The sequence below is a fragment of the Sporosarcina cascadiensis genome, assembly GCF_009650995.1.
GTDB lineage: Bacteria > Bacillota > Bacilli > Bacillales_A > Planococcaceae > Sporosarcina > Sporosarcina cascadiensis.
The window spans coordinates 1-16,758 of the sequence record NZ_WHVV01000002.1 but is presented as its reverse complement, the minus strand read 5'-3'; the positions used below and the strand labels follow the sequence as shown (position 1 = coordinate 16,758).

At 42.7% G+C, this 16,758-nt stretch carries 15 protein-coding genes; 5 read left to right on the top strand and 10 right to left on the bottom strand.

Annotated features, from left to right (window positions below):
* Positions 1-22 precede the first annotated feature (22 nt).
* Together GDZ68_RS02390 and GDZ68_RS02385 are read right to left on the bottom strand one after the other, a co-directional pair.
* On the bottom strand, positions 23-2,887 hold the full coding sequence (locus tag GDZ68_RS02390) for an endo-1,4-beta-xylanase (protein WP_153720693.1): 2,865 nt from the start codon (positions 2,885-2,887) through the stop codon (positions 23-25).
* 876 nt (positions 2,888-3,763) lie between these two features.
* Complete coding sequence (locus GDZ68_RS02385; protein ID WP_153720692.1) at positions 3,764-4,540, bottom strand: IclR family transcriptional regulator; 777 nt, start codon at positions 4,538-4,540, stop codon at positions 3,764-3,766.
* 532 nt (positions 4,541-5,072) lie between these two features.
* On the opposite strand from GDZ68_RS02385, the gene GDZ68_RS02380 reads away from it, so the two are divergent.
* Positions 5,073-7,064 carry a YjhG/YagF family D-xylonate dehydratase gene (locus GDZ68_RS02380; protein WP_153720691.1) on the top strand — a complete coding sequence of 664 codons (1,992 nt, stop codon included), beginning with the start codon at positions 5,073-5,075 and terminating at the stop codon, positions 7,062-7,064.
* A 147-nt stretch (positions 7,065-7,211) separates the two neighbouring features.
* Here GDZ68_RS02380 and GDZ68_RS02375 read toward each other — a convergent pair whose 3' ends face one another.
* From GDZ68_RS02375 to GDZ68_RS02350, 8 genes are all read right to left on the bottom strand, one after another.
* Positions 7,212-7,925, bottom strand: a complete 714-nt coding sequence (locus tag GDZ68_RS02375) for a GNAT family N-acetyltransferase (protein WP_153720690.1) — start codon at positions 7,923-7,925, stop codon at positions 7,212-7,214.
* A 37-nt stretch (positions 7,926-7,962) separates the two neighbouring features.
* Positions 7,963-8,292 (bottom strand): chaperone CsaA, encoded by a 330-nt coding sequence (gene csaA / locus GDZ68_RS02370; RefSeq protein WP_153720689.1) that lies wholly within the window; start codon positions 8,290-8,292, stop codon positions 7,963-7,965.
* Between the two features lie 39 nt (positions 8,293-8,331).
* Entirely contained in the window at positions 8,332-8,649 is a 318-nt protein-coding gene (locus GDZ68_RS02365; RefSeq protein WP_153720688.1) for a hypothetical protein, read from the bottom strand.
* A 539-nt stretch (positions 8,650-9,188) separates the two neighbouring features.
* A complete protein-coding gene (locus GDZ68_RS18150) occupies positions 9,189-9,299 on the bottom strand; it encodes a putative holin-like toxin (protein ID WP_228550975.1) in 111 nt (36 codons plus the stop codon).
* 211 nt (positions 9,300-9,510) lie between these two features.
* Positions 9,511-9,942 (bottom strand): hypothetical protein, encoded by a 432-nt coding sequence (locus GDZ68_RS02360; protein WP_153720687.1) that lies wholly within the window; start codon positions 9,940-9,942, stop codon positions 9,511-9,513.
* A 118-nt stretch (positions 9,943-10,060) separates the two neighbouring features.
* Complete coding sequence (locus GDZ68_RS18040; protein WP_194841032.1) at positions 10,061-10,237, bottom strand: hypothetical protein; 177 nt, start codon at positions 10,235-10,237, stop codon at positions 10,061-10,063.
* A 359-nt stretch (positions 10,238-10,596) separates the two neighbouring features.
* Entirely contained in the window at positions 10,597-11,502 is a 906-nt protein-coding gene (locus GDZ68_RS02355) for a chemotaxis protein (RefSeq protein WP_153720686.1), read from the bottom strand.
* Between the two features lie 150 nt (positions 11,503-11,652).
* The gene (locus tag GDZ68_RS02350) at positions 11,653-13,698 is read right to left on the bottom strand and encodes a sensor domain-containing diguanylate cyclase (RefSeq protein ID WP_153720685.1); all 2,046 of its coding nucleotides are present in this window, start codon (positions 13,696-13,698) and stop codon (positions 11,653-11,655) included.
* A 490-nt stretch (positions 13,699-14,188) separates the two neighbouring features.
* On the opposite strand from GDZ68_RS02350, the gene GDZ68_RS02345 reads away from it, so the two are divergent.
* The 4 genes from GDZ68_RS02345 to GDZ68_RS02330 all read left to right on the top strand — a co-directional run.
* On the top strand, positions 14,189-14,560 hold the full coding sequence (locus GDZ68_RS02345; protein WP_153720684.1) for a GntR family transcriptional regulator: 372 nt from the start codon (positions 14,189-14,191) through the stop codon (positions 14,558-14,560).
* A gap of 6 nt (positions 14,561-14,566) precedes the next feature.
* The gene (locus tag GDZ68_RS02340) at positions 14,567-15,442 is read left to right on the top strand and encodes an ABC transporter ATP-binding protein (protein WP_153720683.1); all 876 of its coding nucleotides are present in this window, start codon (positions 14,567-14,569) and stop codon (positions 15,440-15,442) included.
* A complete protein-coding gene (locus GDZ68_RS02335) occupies positions 15,426-16,055 on the top strand; it encodes an ABC-2 transporter permease (RefSeq protein ID WP_153720682.1) in 630 nt (209 codons plus the stop codon). Before GDZ68_RS02340 ends, GDZ68_RS02335 begins: the two co-directional genes overlap by 17 nt.
* A gap of 163 nt (positions 16,056-16,218) precedes the next feature.
* A partial coding sequence (locus GDZ68_RS02330; RefSeq protein ID WP_194841031.1) for a CPBP family glutamic-type intramembrane protease occupies positions 16,219-16,758 on the top strand: 540 nt, incomplete at its 3' end.

Sequence of the window (16,758 nt, the reverse complement as noted above, 5' to 3'; positions counted from 1 at the left end):
AATCAAGGTAAATTGCTAATTATTACTTCACAATATAGCATTCACGAATTTTGTCATTTCCTTTGGTATCCACATACACTTTATATGGACCCACTTGATAGACACCTGCAGCGTTGTTGCTGATAAGTACCTCTTCAGTGAAAGCCTTCTTTGTGGAACCATCGGAATATCGTTCTGTAACGCTAACTGTCAGTCTGTTCTGATTGCCCTTGAGCTTCTCTACCGCAGCCGACGGTGTCGCACTGTCGACAGTCACTGCTTGAAGTATTTTGGCGCCAAGTATTTTGGAACCATGATAGACAACAACAGCATAATTCGCTTCTCCATTAACATCGCCGGCTTTAACAGAGATTATTGCCTGGCCGTTTGCAAATGTTGCAGAAGCTACTGAAGCCCCGTCCTTAACCAATACTGCTTTGGAACCGTCCGGGACATCCGCCTTGATTGGAATATTAGCGTCGCGGTCATTCACAATCATCTCTGCCGGAGAAATTTCTGTGCCCAGACTCGCAATGTCTTCGTCTAAATAATTAGATACAAACTCATACAACTTCACACGAAGTGCTGGATCGTCCTCCAGTGAATCGACTTTCTTTGTGACGAAACCATACTCGTTTCCGTACAGTGCATAAGTGAGATCACTGGATCCAGTATGTGAGAATATGGTCGTCTGGCCTGTCTTGGGATCGATTCCCGTGTTAAACCATACCGCTTGATCTAATGAACTGTTTGCAATCGTTGCATCCGAGCGTAAAGCAAGCGTATCGTCGCTGCCCAAATCCCGATACATGATACCAGGGGCGACAAGGCCGCCGTGAACCAGACTTAACATTGTGTAGCCAGTATATCCATTCGCACTTGTGTATTGTCCCGGATCAGGACTGGTTCTTTCATTAAAGATAAATCTCATATTGTCCTGGATCAGCTTCGGCTCTACAATAATATCGTCCTCTATGGTGACAGGAGTACCCGCAAACCCTCGTTTTCCTGACGGGTTGACGGCTGCTTCGTTCTTATTGGTTAAAGCCTGGCCAGAGTTAACGGGAACAACGATATAAGTTTTACCGGATTCAATCGTTTTGGCCAGTTTATAATAATTTTCCGGCTTACTTAAATCTGTAACACGTGTCGGAGCAATCGGTTTCCAGTTTTGATCCCACACCGATTTCTTCAACGTTACTGTTTTCAAATAATCCGCTTTTATATTATTGTCAGTATTGATCGTGAGCGTTCCGCTTGTATGTTTTGGCAAAGCCTTAAATTCTTTGCTGTTGAGCGTTGCCAATTTACCGTTGTCCGCAGTAGTAAACGACTGAAATAGTTTGGGTTCCGTTTTACCATCGCTGAAGCGGATATTGACGGATGAACGGTAGCCCGTATCCGGATAGTTTTGGTCTTTCTCCCACTCGGCGCTCATATGTCCAAAGTTTATTGTATACGTCGTCGATATATCCGAGGATTCCTTCCAGGCTATTTTTACCGTCGCCACGGCTGGCTCCCCAGCTTTCACTTCGCCATTTTCAGGGCTGAGCGCAACACTGACGACAACATTATCTTTTGGATAATCGTATGCTACGTTCGCTGCAGTGAAATCAATATTTGACACGTCCTTTGGCACGTTAACATCAAATTCTGTTTTATCTGCGACGTTGAACTCTTCACCGCCGAAGTCAAACGATGTGAGCTTTGGAGGCGACTTTTCGAGTCCAAGATAGGCCTCCGGATTTATTATTGCCCAATATGCTTCTTTTGGTGCACGATTAGAGTCGAATGGCTGTGGGTGACCTGATGCACGCCAGCTGTTGTTATCGGCGACACCCCAGAATGTAACACGTTCTATAGAATCGGAATACTTCTTATATAGCATGAACAGCTTGGCGTACACCGTCGCCTGCTCTTTCAATTCCGCTTCGGCAGGGAGAATATTGGCTGTTGTGCCGTTGAGTTGTACGTCAAGTTCAGTTACGCTAATCTCACTCCCCGTTTCGCTATAGATTTTTAAAACTTCCTCCAAATTATCTACATTAAGTCGTGTGTTGTAATGTCCCTGTATCCCGATGCCTTCGATCAATTTTCTGCCGTTTGCCTCGGGGTGTTCTTTTGCGTATTTCGCGTTGAGCTCCTTGACCATTGAGGCAATCGCGATTGCTTTGTTAGGGAGTTCTTCGTCGTTAAAGTCATTATAATACAGAGTTGAATCCGGGGCAGCCTCACGTGCAAATACGAAGGAATCATACATATAATCCCATCCATTTCCGCCGTTAGCGTAAGCTTCAAACCATCTGGACGGCCGTTCCATCGGATTGATGCCGGAGCGAAGCGCGTTCCGCCAGTCGGTCGGATTTTCTGGATTATCTCTGAATGCTTCGTTAACTACATCCCAGGCGTCGAATTTATTATTTTCATTAAAGTGCCCGGCGACTGTCGAAATATACCTTTCCAAGCTATCTTTTGCCTCTTCATGATTCAGGTCTTTCGGTGGCCAGCCGGCCGACTGATTATGCCATGCGAGCGCATGTCCTATTGTATAGAAACCATCGGCATTCACTTTGGCTAACATGTTGTCAGCTGATGTGAAATTCGGTTGGCCACTTGCATTAGGCCATACCGAGTCCGGCTTCGTAGCGTTTTCAGGAGTAAGCGCGTTATAGTGGAACTTTATAAAGTCATACTTCGCTGCATTGTTTAAGTCAGCCGGATTGATCACATTACCAATCTTAAAATGGTCTTTGTAGACTTCTTTTAACGGTACAACCTCTTGTGAGGAAGCATTGGCATTCTCTGCGGCTGAAGCCCTCATTCCGGACAAAGCGGTATCGGTCAACAAAACCATAGTAAAAACCAGAGCTATAAAATACGTTAATAGATTTTTAACTTTTCTTTTCAATAAAATTCATCCCTTTCATTTCTTCGTTTTTTAGGGTAAGTCGGTATTTACTGATCAATTCCTATTGAGGCAATAACTTAATCTGATGATTTCATCAAGGACATCAACATACCGTTTACTTCTTTGCACACATGCACCCTTTCTCTGAAAAATGTATTTCGATTTTCTGTCCCGTCTCCATAACCCCCTCTAGTTTAAATAAAGTCAAAATTTCTAGATGAAATTTAAACTATATAACCGACAATTCGACACCTTTTGCCGTACCTTTTCCCAGCCTTTCCCAAGTTTCTGCAATCCTTACGCCGATCGCTCCCTTGGTGAAATAATATATACAGTTAACCAATATGGTTAACGGAAAATTATGTAGTCTGTCTTTGTTCTACATTATAGAACCCCGTTCTGTTAATGCGCTAAAAAATTAGAAGCCTTAGGAGTCTGCAATTTCTCCCTAATCTTCCCAAATAAATTGGAAACCTTTGAATAAAATTATGTAATCGCTTTCATGAAGTCAAAGAATTTAACATTATAAATGATTTTTCTACTAATATATGATGATTATAAACTCTACTAAAAAATATTTCAATTTATTTAGAACATTCTAATAAAACTTTTTTATTTTTAGGTATGTATAACCAAATATTTATCTAATATTGTAAAAGAGTGGTAATTTGAGAGGGAAATCGATTCAAAGCATATGATCAACCCTATTCAGTGGAACATAAGATTTTTCATATTACCCCTGAGCAACGCGAAGTTTTGCCAATAGTTCAACTTACATATCAACTAGCCTTTGTGTGTCCGCAATATATTAGTTCCCTCTCCCTCTGAAATGAATTACCGTATTCCTTTTTTAAATAAAAAAAAGGAATATGATAATCAGTTAATCAGTATAGAATGAAAATCATATCCCAATTTTCTGGACAACTCGTCGGCAGTTGTTTTTGAGCTTTCAATAATCTTCTCCAATTCTTCATTTGTCAAATGGTTTGCAGCAGTTGAACTACTGATCGCCGCTATTACCTGCCCTGTATAATCTCGGATTGGCAAAGCCACACAGCATACCCCGGGTTCATTTTCTTCATTATCTATCGCATATCCTTGTTCTTTAATCGTCTTCAATTCTTGTAAAAAAGTTTCTTTATCGGTTAAGGTATTTTTTGTCTGCTTAGTATACTCGTAGCCATCCAGTATTTTTTCCAGCTCAGCAGGCTCTTTGAATGCCACAAGGGCTTTACCGGCTCCGCTGCTATGAATCGGAACTCTTCTGCCAATTCTAGAATATAAAATAGCGGCGTTTGGATTTTCAACCTTATCGATATATATTCCTTCTCTGCCATCTAAAATAACAAGGTGAATTGTTCTCCCTGAGACTTTAGCGAGAGTAAGCAAAGATTCCCTCGCTAATGCTCGCAGGTCTAAATTTTGGATAACATAATGGCCTCTTTCAAACAATTTCATTCCTAAATAATACTTGCCATTTTCATTGTTCTGTTCAATATAATGGTGCTTCTGCAGTGTCTTCAGCAGAGAATGGACTGTGCTTTTATGAAGATTCATCCGCTTTGTTATTTCTGTCAATTTCAGTTCTTTATCATACTCATCGAATAAATCCAAAATCCCAAGCGCCCGTTCTACTGATTGTATAATTGGCATATAACTCATCCTTTTCTTTGCACTTATTGTGGTTTATCTCTCACGTAAAGAATGGATAAATCCCTATACCAAATCTTATCATCAATATAGAACTTTTGCTATTTCAACCGGCATTCCAGGCCCTTCTGCACCTCTTTCAGATGTCTTGTAATTTGGAGCATAGTGCTTGAGAAAATCAAGGCCATTTTTTGCACGGCGCACACATTACCACTTTTCAGCGCCGCATTTTATTCATTAAATACGCTTGTTTTTTGGAGAAATGTGGTTTAATATGTTCGTAATAGTAGGACCTGGTTTTATATTCTAGATTAAAGCTATGTATAAAATAAATTCAACAAATGATTTTAATCGCCTGACTCATCAACCGTTGGATTATACATGTGTTCTACTAAATGAATTAATTTAATAAACTGCGCGATGGAAAGGCTTTCTGCATTCTATTTCTTTTCCCAGAAAGGATTTACTTTAAATATTACTAATCAATTCGTGCTTACACAAAATTTGTAAGCGCTTCAAAAGAGGAGAGATATTAATGAATTTATCCCTAGATGACTTATTACAGACACCGACCGTTGATATGTATGATATTAAAACGACTGCCCTCGGTGCGCAGGGAAGTTTACCTTTGACGGATAAAATGCTGCGCACTTCACCAAGCGGCGATTTGTTCGGTTTGTCGCAGAATGTTGGAATGGGCTGGAAGCCGGAGAAGCTGCTTGGCAAGGAAGTTTTACTTTTGAGTACACAAGGGGGAATGAAAGACAGCAACGGCGATCCGATTGCGCTTGGCTACCATACCGGACATTGGGAAGTGGATTTACTGATGAAGGAAGCTGCGCGTGAAGTGACAAAAGCGAATGGCATGCCCTTTGCGGCTTATGTCAGTGATCCTTGCGACGGCCGATCCCAAGGGACGGACGGCATGTTTGATTCTTTTCCTTACCGCAATGACGCGGCGATCGTCTATCGTCGGCTGATCCGCTCACTGCCGACACGGAAAGCCGTTATTGGCATTGCTACTTGTGACAAGGGTTTGCCAGCCATGATGCTGGCTCTTTCTGCAATGCATGACCTGCCGACCGTCATCATTCCGGGCGGTGTTACTCTGCCACCGCTTTTCGGTGAGGATGCCGGAAAAATCCAAACGATTGGTGCCCGTTATTCCAATAACGAACTGACTCTTAAAGAAGCATCTGAACTTGGCTGTCGAGCTTGTGCCACTTCAGGCGGTGGTTGCCAATTTTTAGGCACTGCTGCAACTGCACAAGTTGTCAGCGAAGCGATGGGATTATCTGTTCCTCATGCCGCCTTAGCTCCATCCGGCCAGGAAATCTGGAAAGAAATGGCGAGACAATCAGCTCGAGCTGTAATTTACATGGAGAACACAGGAATTACGACAAAAGATATCCTCACCGATGCATCGATCCGCAACGCCATGGTCGTTCATGCTGCTTTTGGCGGGTCAACGAATCTGCTATTGCATATTCCGGCAATTGCGCATGCAGCAAAACTCACCATTCCTACTGTCGAGGACTGGATTCAAGTCAACCGGGAAACTCCTCGGCTTGTCAGTGTTCTACCGAATGGGCCGGATTACCATCCAACTATCCGTGCATATCTCGCAGGCGGAGTTCCGGAAGTTATGCTTCATTTAAGAGATCTTGGCCTGCTTGACTTGACTGTCATGACCGTCACCGGCAAAACGCTCGGCGAGAACTTGGTATGGTGGGAAAAATCAGAGCGCAGAGTGAAGATGAAACAGCGTCTAATCGAAGCCGACGGCATTCAGCCGGAAGAAGTCATTATGAATCCGCAGCAGGCAAAGGCACGCGGCATGAGTTCAACAATCACTTTCCCGGTTGGCAATATTGCTCCAGAAGGTTCAATTATCAAATCGACTTCCATTGATCCTGAAGTAATTGATGAAAACGGAATATATTATCATAAAAATATTGCTAAAGTATTTTCAAGCGAACGAAAAGCGATTGCCGCCATTAAAAACGGCGATATCCAAAAAGGCGATATCATGGTTGTTTCAGGCTGCGGACCGCTTGGCACGGGGATGGAAGAAACGTATCAACTGACGTCCGCCCTTAAGCATTTATCTTACGGCAAATATGTCACGCTATTGACCGACGCTCGTTTCTCCGGCGTTTCGACCGGCGCCTGCATCGGCCATATCGGGCCGGAAGGACTGGCTGGCGGACCAATCGGCAAACTGCGTGACGGTGATATCATCGAAATCCGCATTGACTCCTTAAAACTGGAAGGCCATCTTCACTTCCTGGGGACCGGCGAATCTGAGCTGACCCCTGAAGAAGGCGCGGCAGTTCTCGAAGGCCGGACCCAAAATCCTGATATAGCACCTGCTGCCGGCCTTCCTGACGACACCCGTCTGTGGGCTGCCCTGCAGAATGTAAGCGGCGGCACATGGAAAGGCAGCGTCTATGATATCGACAAGATTATCGAAGTTTTAAAAGCTGGTGAAGAAGCACTGGCTAAAAAAAATTTGGTGAAGAATTAATTTTATGAAAAATGAGCTAAATAGGCTAATTCAAAAAAGCGTTTCCCCTCTTATGGGAAAACGCTTTTTTGATAGAAAGAGTGGATTACTATTTATGCCCCACAACCAAGCGTGTACGTGAAGTCGCTGTTCCTGCCTTCTCATTACTTATCCTCTTTCCCCATACCCGAACACTTCCAGCTGCTCCACTTGCATTCCGTCCTCATCAAAGTTCTCCTCCGCCAGCCACCTGTCGAACGCCCGCTTCCGCTCCGGCCATTCCTCCTGCAGCATGGAAAACCAGGCCGTATCCCGCGAGCGCCCCTTATAGATCACGGCATGCCGGAACGTCCCTTCATAGGTAAAACCGAGCCGTTTCGCAGTCCGGATGGAAGGAGCATTCAGGGAATCGCATTTCCACTCATAGCGCCGGTATTGTAATTCGTCAAATACATACGATGCCAATAAAACATGTGCTTCCGTCGAGATCCTCGTTCTCCGCAGCGCATCCGAGAAATTCACGCTTCCGACTTCGATGACGCCGTTCGCCTGATCGATCTGCATCAAACTGAAGATACCGAGCGGCTTGTTTGTCTCTTTATCCAAAACTGCATAAAAAACATTGGTTGCACTTGCGATCTTCGATAAGATATTCTGTTCGAATGCCGCATACTCCTGAGGCGGCCCGTCGGATAAATAGGTCCAATTGGCAGGGTCGGAATTTGTATATACTTCATATAGCTCTTTTGTATGCGCGGAGGTCAATCTCGTGATGATCGCATACTTTCCTATATAGTGCATATCACCGGGGAACTCTCTTTGTTTCCAGTCTGTCAGCCCCTCTCCGACCGGCTGGCCGTACTCATTGATCTGCTGCTTCATTCGATCACTTCTCTCTGTGATTTTTATCCTTTTTCATTTAAGCAACCGGTGTCCCATTTTCCAACGGCTGATCCGGTCTCAACAGCACCACGTCATCTTCCCCCGGCACACCGCCGAACACCAACACTTCCGATTTGAACCCCGCAATCCGTCTCGGCGGAAAATTCACCACCGCAACTACTTGCGTCCCGATTAGTTCTTCAGGCACATATCGTTTCGTAATTTGAGCGGAGGATTGTTTGATGCCTATTTCGCCAAAATCAATCTCCAATTTAATTGCCGGCTTCCGCGCTTCAGGGAACGGTTCCGCTTTCACCACAGTTCCTACACGCATATCCAGCTGTAAAAAGTCTTCTATTGTCGCCATTACCATCGCCTCCATCAATTTTCCAACAGAAATTAAAACCTATTCTTCAACCAGCCACAATGACAGTAAAATATTCGAAATGAATAAAATCGCCATCACGGCATATAACATCAGCGGCAGATCAAACACATAAATTACCAGACAAAACACCGTAAAGTGCACGATATTGGTAATGACTTCCCTTTTCTTCCCCACTTTCTTCTTGCGGGGAAACAGCACCTGCATGGCCATGATTAACAGGATCACGATAATGAGAGTAATAATAGACGTTTTAGGCAAATCAAAAATGAACAGCACTGCTATAATGATGATTCCCATGATACCCGCATGTACGTACTCCTTAATTTTAGCCGTCATACTGCGTACAGCCACCTCCCATATTTCCCGAAAGAAAATTCGGAAAACTGAATATTCCAATCCTTCTCATCATTCTAACATGGTGATATCCATTATGTTAATCATTTTTCTAACAAATAAAAAACACCAACCCGGAATGGATTAGCGGGTTGGGTTGATGGGGAGAGAATTCTAAAACGCACATCAATTTCTATCCTAATCAGCATACGATTCGCATCATAATTAACAGGATAAATTGCATTAAAAAACGCACAGTGTTGTCGTTGCGTTTTTTCTTGCCATAATCTATTGAGATTTATTCGAAAATCGTGCCCGATCCTAGATTACTCACTAATGGCAAGGAACAATAACTTATAATGGTTAAACAAGTGTATTTTTCAGCATAATTGTGGTAAAGTGAAGATATATTAAAGAAGACCGGGTGCGTGAACACCCAGTCAACGCAGCTGACATCCGCTTGAAGTGCGGTCGGCCAATACAACTAGAGTCTTTACAAAAGAGTAACTACCCTGCTAACTTGGTCGGAAAGCGGAGGGTGGTTACTTTTTTCTGTTGATGAATAGAGCAATCATCGCCACAATCGCTGTTGCCATTGCTGCGAGGAACATTCCGAATTGGAATAGCATGTTCATTGCGTCATATGTCACCATGTAAACACCCCCTTTCACAAGGGAGTGCCAACCGCCCATCCGCTGATATGTAGCTGCTTATTCTATTCTATCACCTTATCAGATAGAATAGAGTGAAAAACTGCAAACATATACAATCCCTTTTTAGAAAATAACTCGTTATTGAATAATCGACCCTTCTTTATGTCGTAAAAGCGCCCATTAATTGAAGTACATTTTTTCACAACCTCCATCACACTTTTATCTTTCCTACTATAAAACCAACCGTAAATACCAATAACATTGAAAGATATGAAATAATCGTTATGGTTGTTCCATTAATTATACCTGTAAACAATAATGACAATTTAATACCCGACCAAATAAATGGTAGCATGTAATATTGACTAATACCTGCTAAAAATATGTTTCTACTTTCATCATGTAAAAGTACAAATTGCCATAAATATAATAAAAATGAAAGTAACCAAATACTATTACCAATAAAGAAACGTTTAACTTTGTGACCACTTAAACAAGAAAACTTCATACCTACCCAAAACCAAAAGACCCCAAAGACAATTTGGCTCAAAAGTGGAGGTATTATTAGCATAAAGGTGTTAGATACAAATCCATAGATTAATGGAATAGTTATGTATATGAGCATTTTTTTATTTTCTTTCACTTCTTCACCTTCCAGTTTTTATGCCATATTTTAAATAATATTCTCAATAAGTACTCTATAAGCTGTTTATATTTCCTTGTGATTATTCTTCAATAATCTGGCCCGATTGCAGTAATCGCTATTTTTTCTTAATGGACTCTCGGCTCATTAAATAATAAGCTGTGCCTGCTATAAATAACCCTGTACTAAGCCACATCGCTATACCGTTCCATTCGGCATTAAACAATGTGATATTTGTTAGGTTCCCAAAATATATTGCAATTAAAATAACGTATAATCCCATTATTCCTTTCATTTCCACACCCCCAGAATCATTTGCCCGTTTGTTGAATAAACCAACTTCTTATCTCTCTATATTACTGCAAACCATCGACACTCTTCCATGTTCTCAGTTATTTCTGAAATAACTTTCCGTTCACCAATCAACATACTTATTAGTCACATAATTCGCAATGGCACATAATTATTATGCGGTGCTACGAATCGCCTTGCTAATGAATATGCCCATTCTTTTGAAGCGGAAGCCCTAACGTTGATACAACAACAAAAATGGGGACACCAATTCAAATGCGAATTGCGTCCCCAATTAGTATACTATTTACTGTTTTCTCCCCATGTTCCGAACTCGTTACGGCATGCATGGGCGTTTTCATCTTACAATATAAACTTATCAATCTTCAGCACAAGCTCCGCGATTTCCGGCTTGCTTACCTGATCGTCCGCCCCGACGCTGAGACCTTTATGCTTCAGGTCATCTGTGATGAGCGAGGAGAAAATAATGATCGGCAGCTCCGCAAGTTTCGAATTTTCACGGATTCGCTTCGTGAAGTGGTGGCCGTCCATCTGCGGCATTTCGATATCCGTGATGACGAGCTGCACTTCCTTCTGGACGTCGATGCCCTGATCCGCAATACTTTCCAGATAATCATACGCATCTTTGCCGTTCTCGTAGAAATCCAGATTGCCGTAGCCCGCTTCCGTCAGCGTATCATTCAATAACTTACGCAATAAAGGGGAATCTTCCGCGATTAGCAGGCGCTTATCGGAACGCTCGCGCTTACCGAGTTTCTTCACTTGCTCGACATTGATGCCGCCTTCCGGATTGATATCCAAGATGATTTTCTCGAAATCCAGCAGCAGCAGCATTTCGCCGTCCAATTTGATGACGCCGATGACTTGGGAATTTTCTGCCGCGTAAATCCCTGAAGGCTTCTCGATCTGGTTCCAGGAAATCCGGTGAATCTGCGTGACGTTATGCACTTTGAAGACGACCGTCTGTTTATTGAATGAAGCCACAATATATTTTTCATCCTGTGGATTCGCTGAAGGCGCCATCCCTAAGATTTTTTCCATACTCACAACCGGCAGTACTTCGCCGCGTAACTGAATGATTCCTTCCACTGCAAAATGCGCATGGGGAATCGGCGTAATCGGTAACGGCATGATGATTTCTTTCACTTTGATGACGTTGATCCCGTAACGATTGCCTCCCATTTCAAACCCGACAATCTCCAGCTCATTCGTACCGCTTTCCAATAAAATACCTGAATCGTTCGCCAACTTCTTCCACCCTCTCAGACGATATGGTCTATCTATCTATTCAAAATTCATAGTAGCAAAATTCATTTGATGCTATAGGACTACTATACCATACAGACAACCAATCAATCTATGACAATAAAGAGAAATCTGGCAACTGTTTCATTTATCTCATGATTTGTCGATTTTCACCAGCCCGCGGGATTCCTGCGCTTTTGCGATCCACTCGATCAGCTGTTCACTGGCCATCGGTCTTGCATAGTAGAAACCTTGGAATATCAAGTCCGGCTGAAGGTCCAGCAAGAAATCGACCTGCTCTTTCGTTTCCACGCCTTCGATGATGATCTGCAGTTCCATCGACAGTCCGATTGCGAGGATGGCGTTCAGCACCGCACACTCTTTCGGCGAGGCCGGCACAACATCCGTGAACGACTTGTCAATCTTCAGTGTCGTGATCGGCAGCTGCTGCAGATAGGACAGCGAAGAGACGCCGGTCCCGAAATCATCGAGAGCCACCGCAAACCCGTAGCGCTTGAAACGTTTCGTCGCAGCCGTCGCGAGCGCAATCGATTTAGCTGTGCTCGTCTCCGTAATCTCCAGTTCGATACGGCCCGGGTCGATGCTGTAGGAATTCGTTTCTTTCCATAGGACATCAAGCAAATGCGGCTCCGTCATATATTCGCCCGGAATATTAATCGCTACCTGCGGCACATCGACCCCTTGCCTGTCCCAATGATGGATTTGCCTGCACACTTCGCGGATAATCCAATCCGTCACCTCACCCATCCGGCCGTCCTGCTCAAGAAACGGTACGAAGACAGCGGGTGAGATCGGACCGATTTCCGGATGGTCCCATCTGAGCAGGGCTTCTACGCCAATGAATGATTCCGTCCGGCCCGCAATTTTCGGCTGATAGGCCAGGTACAGATGCTTTTCATCCATCGCTTTCGAAATGTCGCGCAGCACTTCCTGTTCATAGGACGTGCCATAAACAGCAGGGTCGAATGTGATCAAGCCCCAATTACGAGTCATGGATGCCTGCTCAACGACCATCAGCGCTTCTTTGTACAGCTGCTTCTTCGTTTTACGCTGATCCGCTTTCGATAGGGCGCAGGTATAGCGCATCTCCTGCCTTTTGATGGGCAGCAGCTGATCGATTTCGCGCTGGATGATGACCAAGCTTTTGTAGAAGTCAGCGGAACGGCCGGCCTGTGTAACATAGAATAAGTAGCGATTTCCGCTGACCCGATACAACTGCGCGAACTTCGGTTTCCATTTTGCCAACAGCTCCCCGATTTGCTGAAGGATTTTGTCCCCCGCTTCGTATCCGTAGAGCTGATTGACCCGCTGCAGATCCGGGAAATTCCAGATGGCCAAATCACCGACCGCTGTTTCATCCGACAACTGGCGTTCCCAATTCCGCCGGTTCGGCAACTTCGTCAATACATCAAAATACTTCAGCCAATGGTCCACATACCCATCAATATATGTCGTCAGCAGCATACCTGACAGCAACAGACCGACCCCGATGCCAATGACGGCATTCAGGAAATGCATATGGGAGATCGACTCATCCGCCAGCGGCTGTCCGATTTCCACAAAATACGTCATGCTGAACAGCCCGATATAATGCATCATGGCAGGACCGATCGTCAGGAAGAACACCGCAAGCCTTCGATTCGCCTTGGAGCGATTCGGGTTGCTGATCAAACACAGCGTGAAATAGGCAAACAAGCCGCCGATAATATTCGCAGCCACCATCAACTTCCAATCAAAACGATAGATGGCGTCCATCTTCATCGATTCCATGCCGATGATATGCATGGCCGTCATTCCCTCTGCAAGCAGCGCCGCGCCGGTTGCATGTCGCCAGCAGGGTTTCATCGGTCCCTGTACGAGCTGGAAAGCCAGGAAGGAAGCAATGATCGCAGGAAGCAGCGAAAGAAAACTGATTGGATAATCGACATGCATTTCAATCGGAAACAGCAGCGAGTTCATCGACACGAAATGCGTCGCCCAGATGCCGAAACCAAGCGCCAGCGAAGCGAACACAAGCCACACTTCCCGCCTGAAGAAACTCGCCTGCTGCATGCGGTCATAGAGCGCAATCGTCGTATAGGAAGCAAAGCCGAGGATGAGAAAGGAGAGCAGGATCACGTTCAACGAATAAGTCCCTGCTACTTCTGTGTATTGCTGGTAGTCTGGTGGTGTAAACAATCCGCCCACCTCCCAAAACCCGTGACAAAAGGGAAATATGCTCTACAAGGTAATCTGAAATACCTATTATTGTATAATGATAAAAAAGTTTAGTTTCTCTTCATTATTTACTATTTTTCTATGACAGTCAATGAATTTTCATATTTCCCTATTGTACAACAGCATTATTCGACAATTTAGGACTTTTCATTGGTACGATCAGTAAATACCATATTTAATGGCTCTATTTATTAGGTACCAGGTCCTCACACAATTAAAAGTTTGTAAAAATATTCTTAAGCTAGCTAGGCAGCGTACAAAACAGTACTTTTTCTAGAGGCTGATTCAAAAAGCTTTTTATACTCTCAGTAACTGATTGCTCCTTATCTTATGCTCCACCCCCCCGATGAAAAGCAAAATGAAACTATTCATTGACTTCATGCGCGCTGTGTATATAATGTATATGTACATTAGTTAAAAGTTGAATATTTATATAGAAAGGAGAACCGACGTGCAAATTTTGATTTCCAACACTTCTAAAGAGCCTCTCTATAATCAAATTAAAGACCAGATAAAGAAGAAAATTCTATCCGGTGAATTGCAAGAAGGTGATTCACTTCCTTCCATGCGACAGTTGGCAAAGGATTTGCATATTAGCGTAATAACGACAAAACGTGCTTATGAAGAACTAGAAAAAGAACGATATATCTATTCCATCATTGGAAAAGGCTCTTTTGTCGCAGAGCAAAATATCGACCTGATTAAAGAGAGAAAGTTCACTGCAGTAGAGGAAATGCTGACAGAGGCTATCGCGAACAGCAAGGAGATCGGATTGTCACTAAAGGAATTGGAAGAGTTACTAACGATTCTATACGAGGAGTAGATAAAAATGGAGCATGTTATTGAGTTGGAAAACGTAACCAAATCATATGATCGCTTTCGTGTATCAGATGTTTCTCTGAAGATAAAAAAGGGATTTGTCACAGGTATTATTGGATCAAATGGCGCAGGTAAATCGACGATGATTAAAATGATATTAAACCTGATGCAACCTGATTCGGGAATGGTCCGTATTTTTGGAGAAGAATATACTCAACATGAAAAAAGCATTAAGGATCGCATTGGTTTCGTATTCAGTAAGGATGTACTTTATGACGAGCTGACGTTGTTGGCTCAGAAAAAGCTGATCGCTCCCTGTTACACACGTTGGGAAGATGCGCTATTCTACCAGTATTGCGATATGTTTAAGCTTCCGCTAAAACAGAAGTTGAAAACTTTTTCGAAAGGGATGAAGATTAAAGCGACACTAGCTATTGCCCTTTCCCATCACGCGGAATTATTTATTATGGATGAACCAACAGCAGGACTTGATCCTGTTTTCAGAAGAGAAATCCTGGACATCTTACAGGACATCATGCTAGACGGAGAAAAATCCATCGTATTGTCCACCCATATCATGAGTGATCTATCTTCAATTGCAGACTATATTACGTATGTTCGACAAGGAAATATTATCTTTTCAAAAGAAATACATGACATACAAGACAATTATGTTGTCGTACGCGGCGGGTTAGACTTGCTTGACAGCGATATCGAGAAGTTTTTCCTTTCCATTAAAAAAACAGCTAGCAGTTTTGAAGGGCTCGCATCCAATCGTAAAGCAGTAGAAGAGATTTTTGAAGCAGAAACTATAATAGAAAAGGCAAGCCTTGGAGAAATCATGTATTACATGGAAGGAGGACATTGTGATGTTGCTATTAATTAAAAAAGACTTGGCTATCCATAAACTATCGTGGCTGCTCTATTTCGCGATGCTTGTCTTCTTTATGAGTTTCAATAAGGATATTATTTTTGTCATTGCTCTCATAAGTGCCATCATTATAATGAACACTTTTTATTATGATGAACTGGCAAATGGCCACAGACTTTGGAACACCCTGCCTTTTACTCGTAAGGAAATCGTAAGCGCACGGTATTATAGCTTGCTCGTTAATATCTCGATCGTGGCAGCGGTAGTTTTATTGATTACGTTTATACCGAGCACTATATTTACTTCTCCTCCATCTCTTATGTCCACATGGGAAGAAGTGATCGGCAGTTTTGTAGTGATGACAATTTCCGCCAGCCTATTTTTTCCATTGGTCTATAAATTAGCAGAGAAGAAATCTATATTCACATTCGTGATTCTATATATTTTATCGGTCATTGCAGGTGTCTATGGTCTTTACTATTCATATGATTATTTGATTCGCTCTTCAGTCATAACACCCAGTAGTATAGGCTTGTTCTGGGGTATGCTGGCCGCTAGTTCGTTTATTTTCTATCTCCTATCGTGGGGACTGTCACTAAGGATTTATAAAGCAAAAGAAATACTTTGAGATTGTCGAAGCATGGTTTGAGAATACTTATAGACATACGGGGAGGGCTCAAATGGACACGTCAAAATTCAGTATTAGTCGGTTACTTTTATACTTTGTACTTGTATCATTATTTCTCTTTGTTTCGGGTAATTTCGGACAATATTTGATAAGGACGCAAGGCATGGATCGACAAATAGGCATGCTTCTGCAAGGAGTGATTTTTACTGGGTTAACTCTTTGTGTACTTTATATACTCAAAGAGAAAGACCCTGAGTTGTTCAAAAACATCGGCTTGAAAAGTGTTAAATTCTCATCAAAGATGATTGTTGGTATCGCGTTACCTTTTATTTTACTCGTGTCAGGAATTTTAACAGCTTATTTATTTGGCGGCATTGAAAATGTCAGATTTAACTTGACACCGAGTATTATAATTGCCATTTTAATCAATACAGTGACAGCATTTATGTATGAGGCATTTCCAGAAGAAGTTTTTATTCGCGGAATGATATTTGAAGAATTGCATAAGAAGTTTCGCTTTATCATCTCGTTGATTTTGCAACCGCTCATCTTTATTTGTGTGCCAATTGCGGTGATGGTATTGAATTCAATAATCTTTAATGAGCCATTTGCAGTAACTATAGATTACTTTATATTGCTGTTAACTTTTGGGGTTGCTTTGCAGCTATATAGAAAATATACAGGATCACTATGGATAAGTATT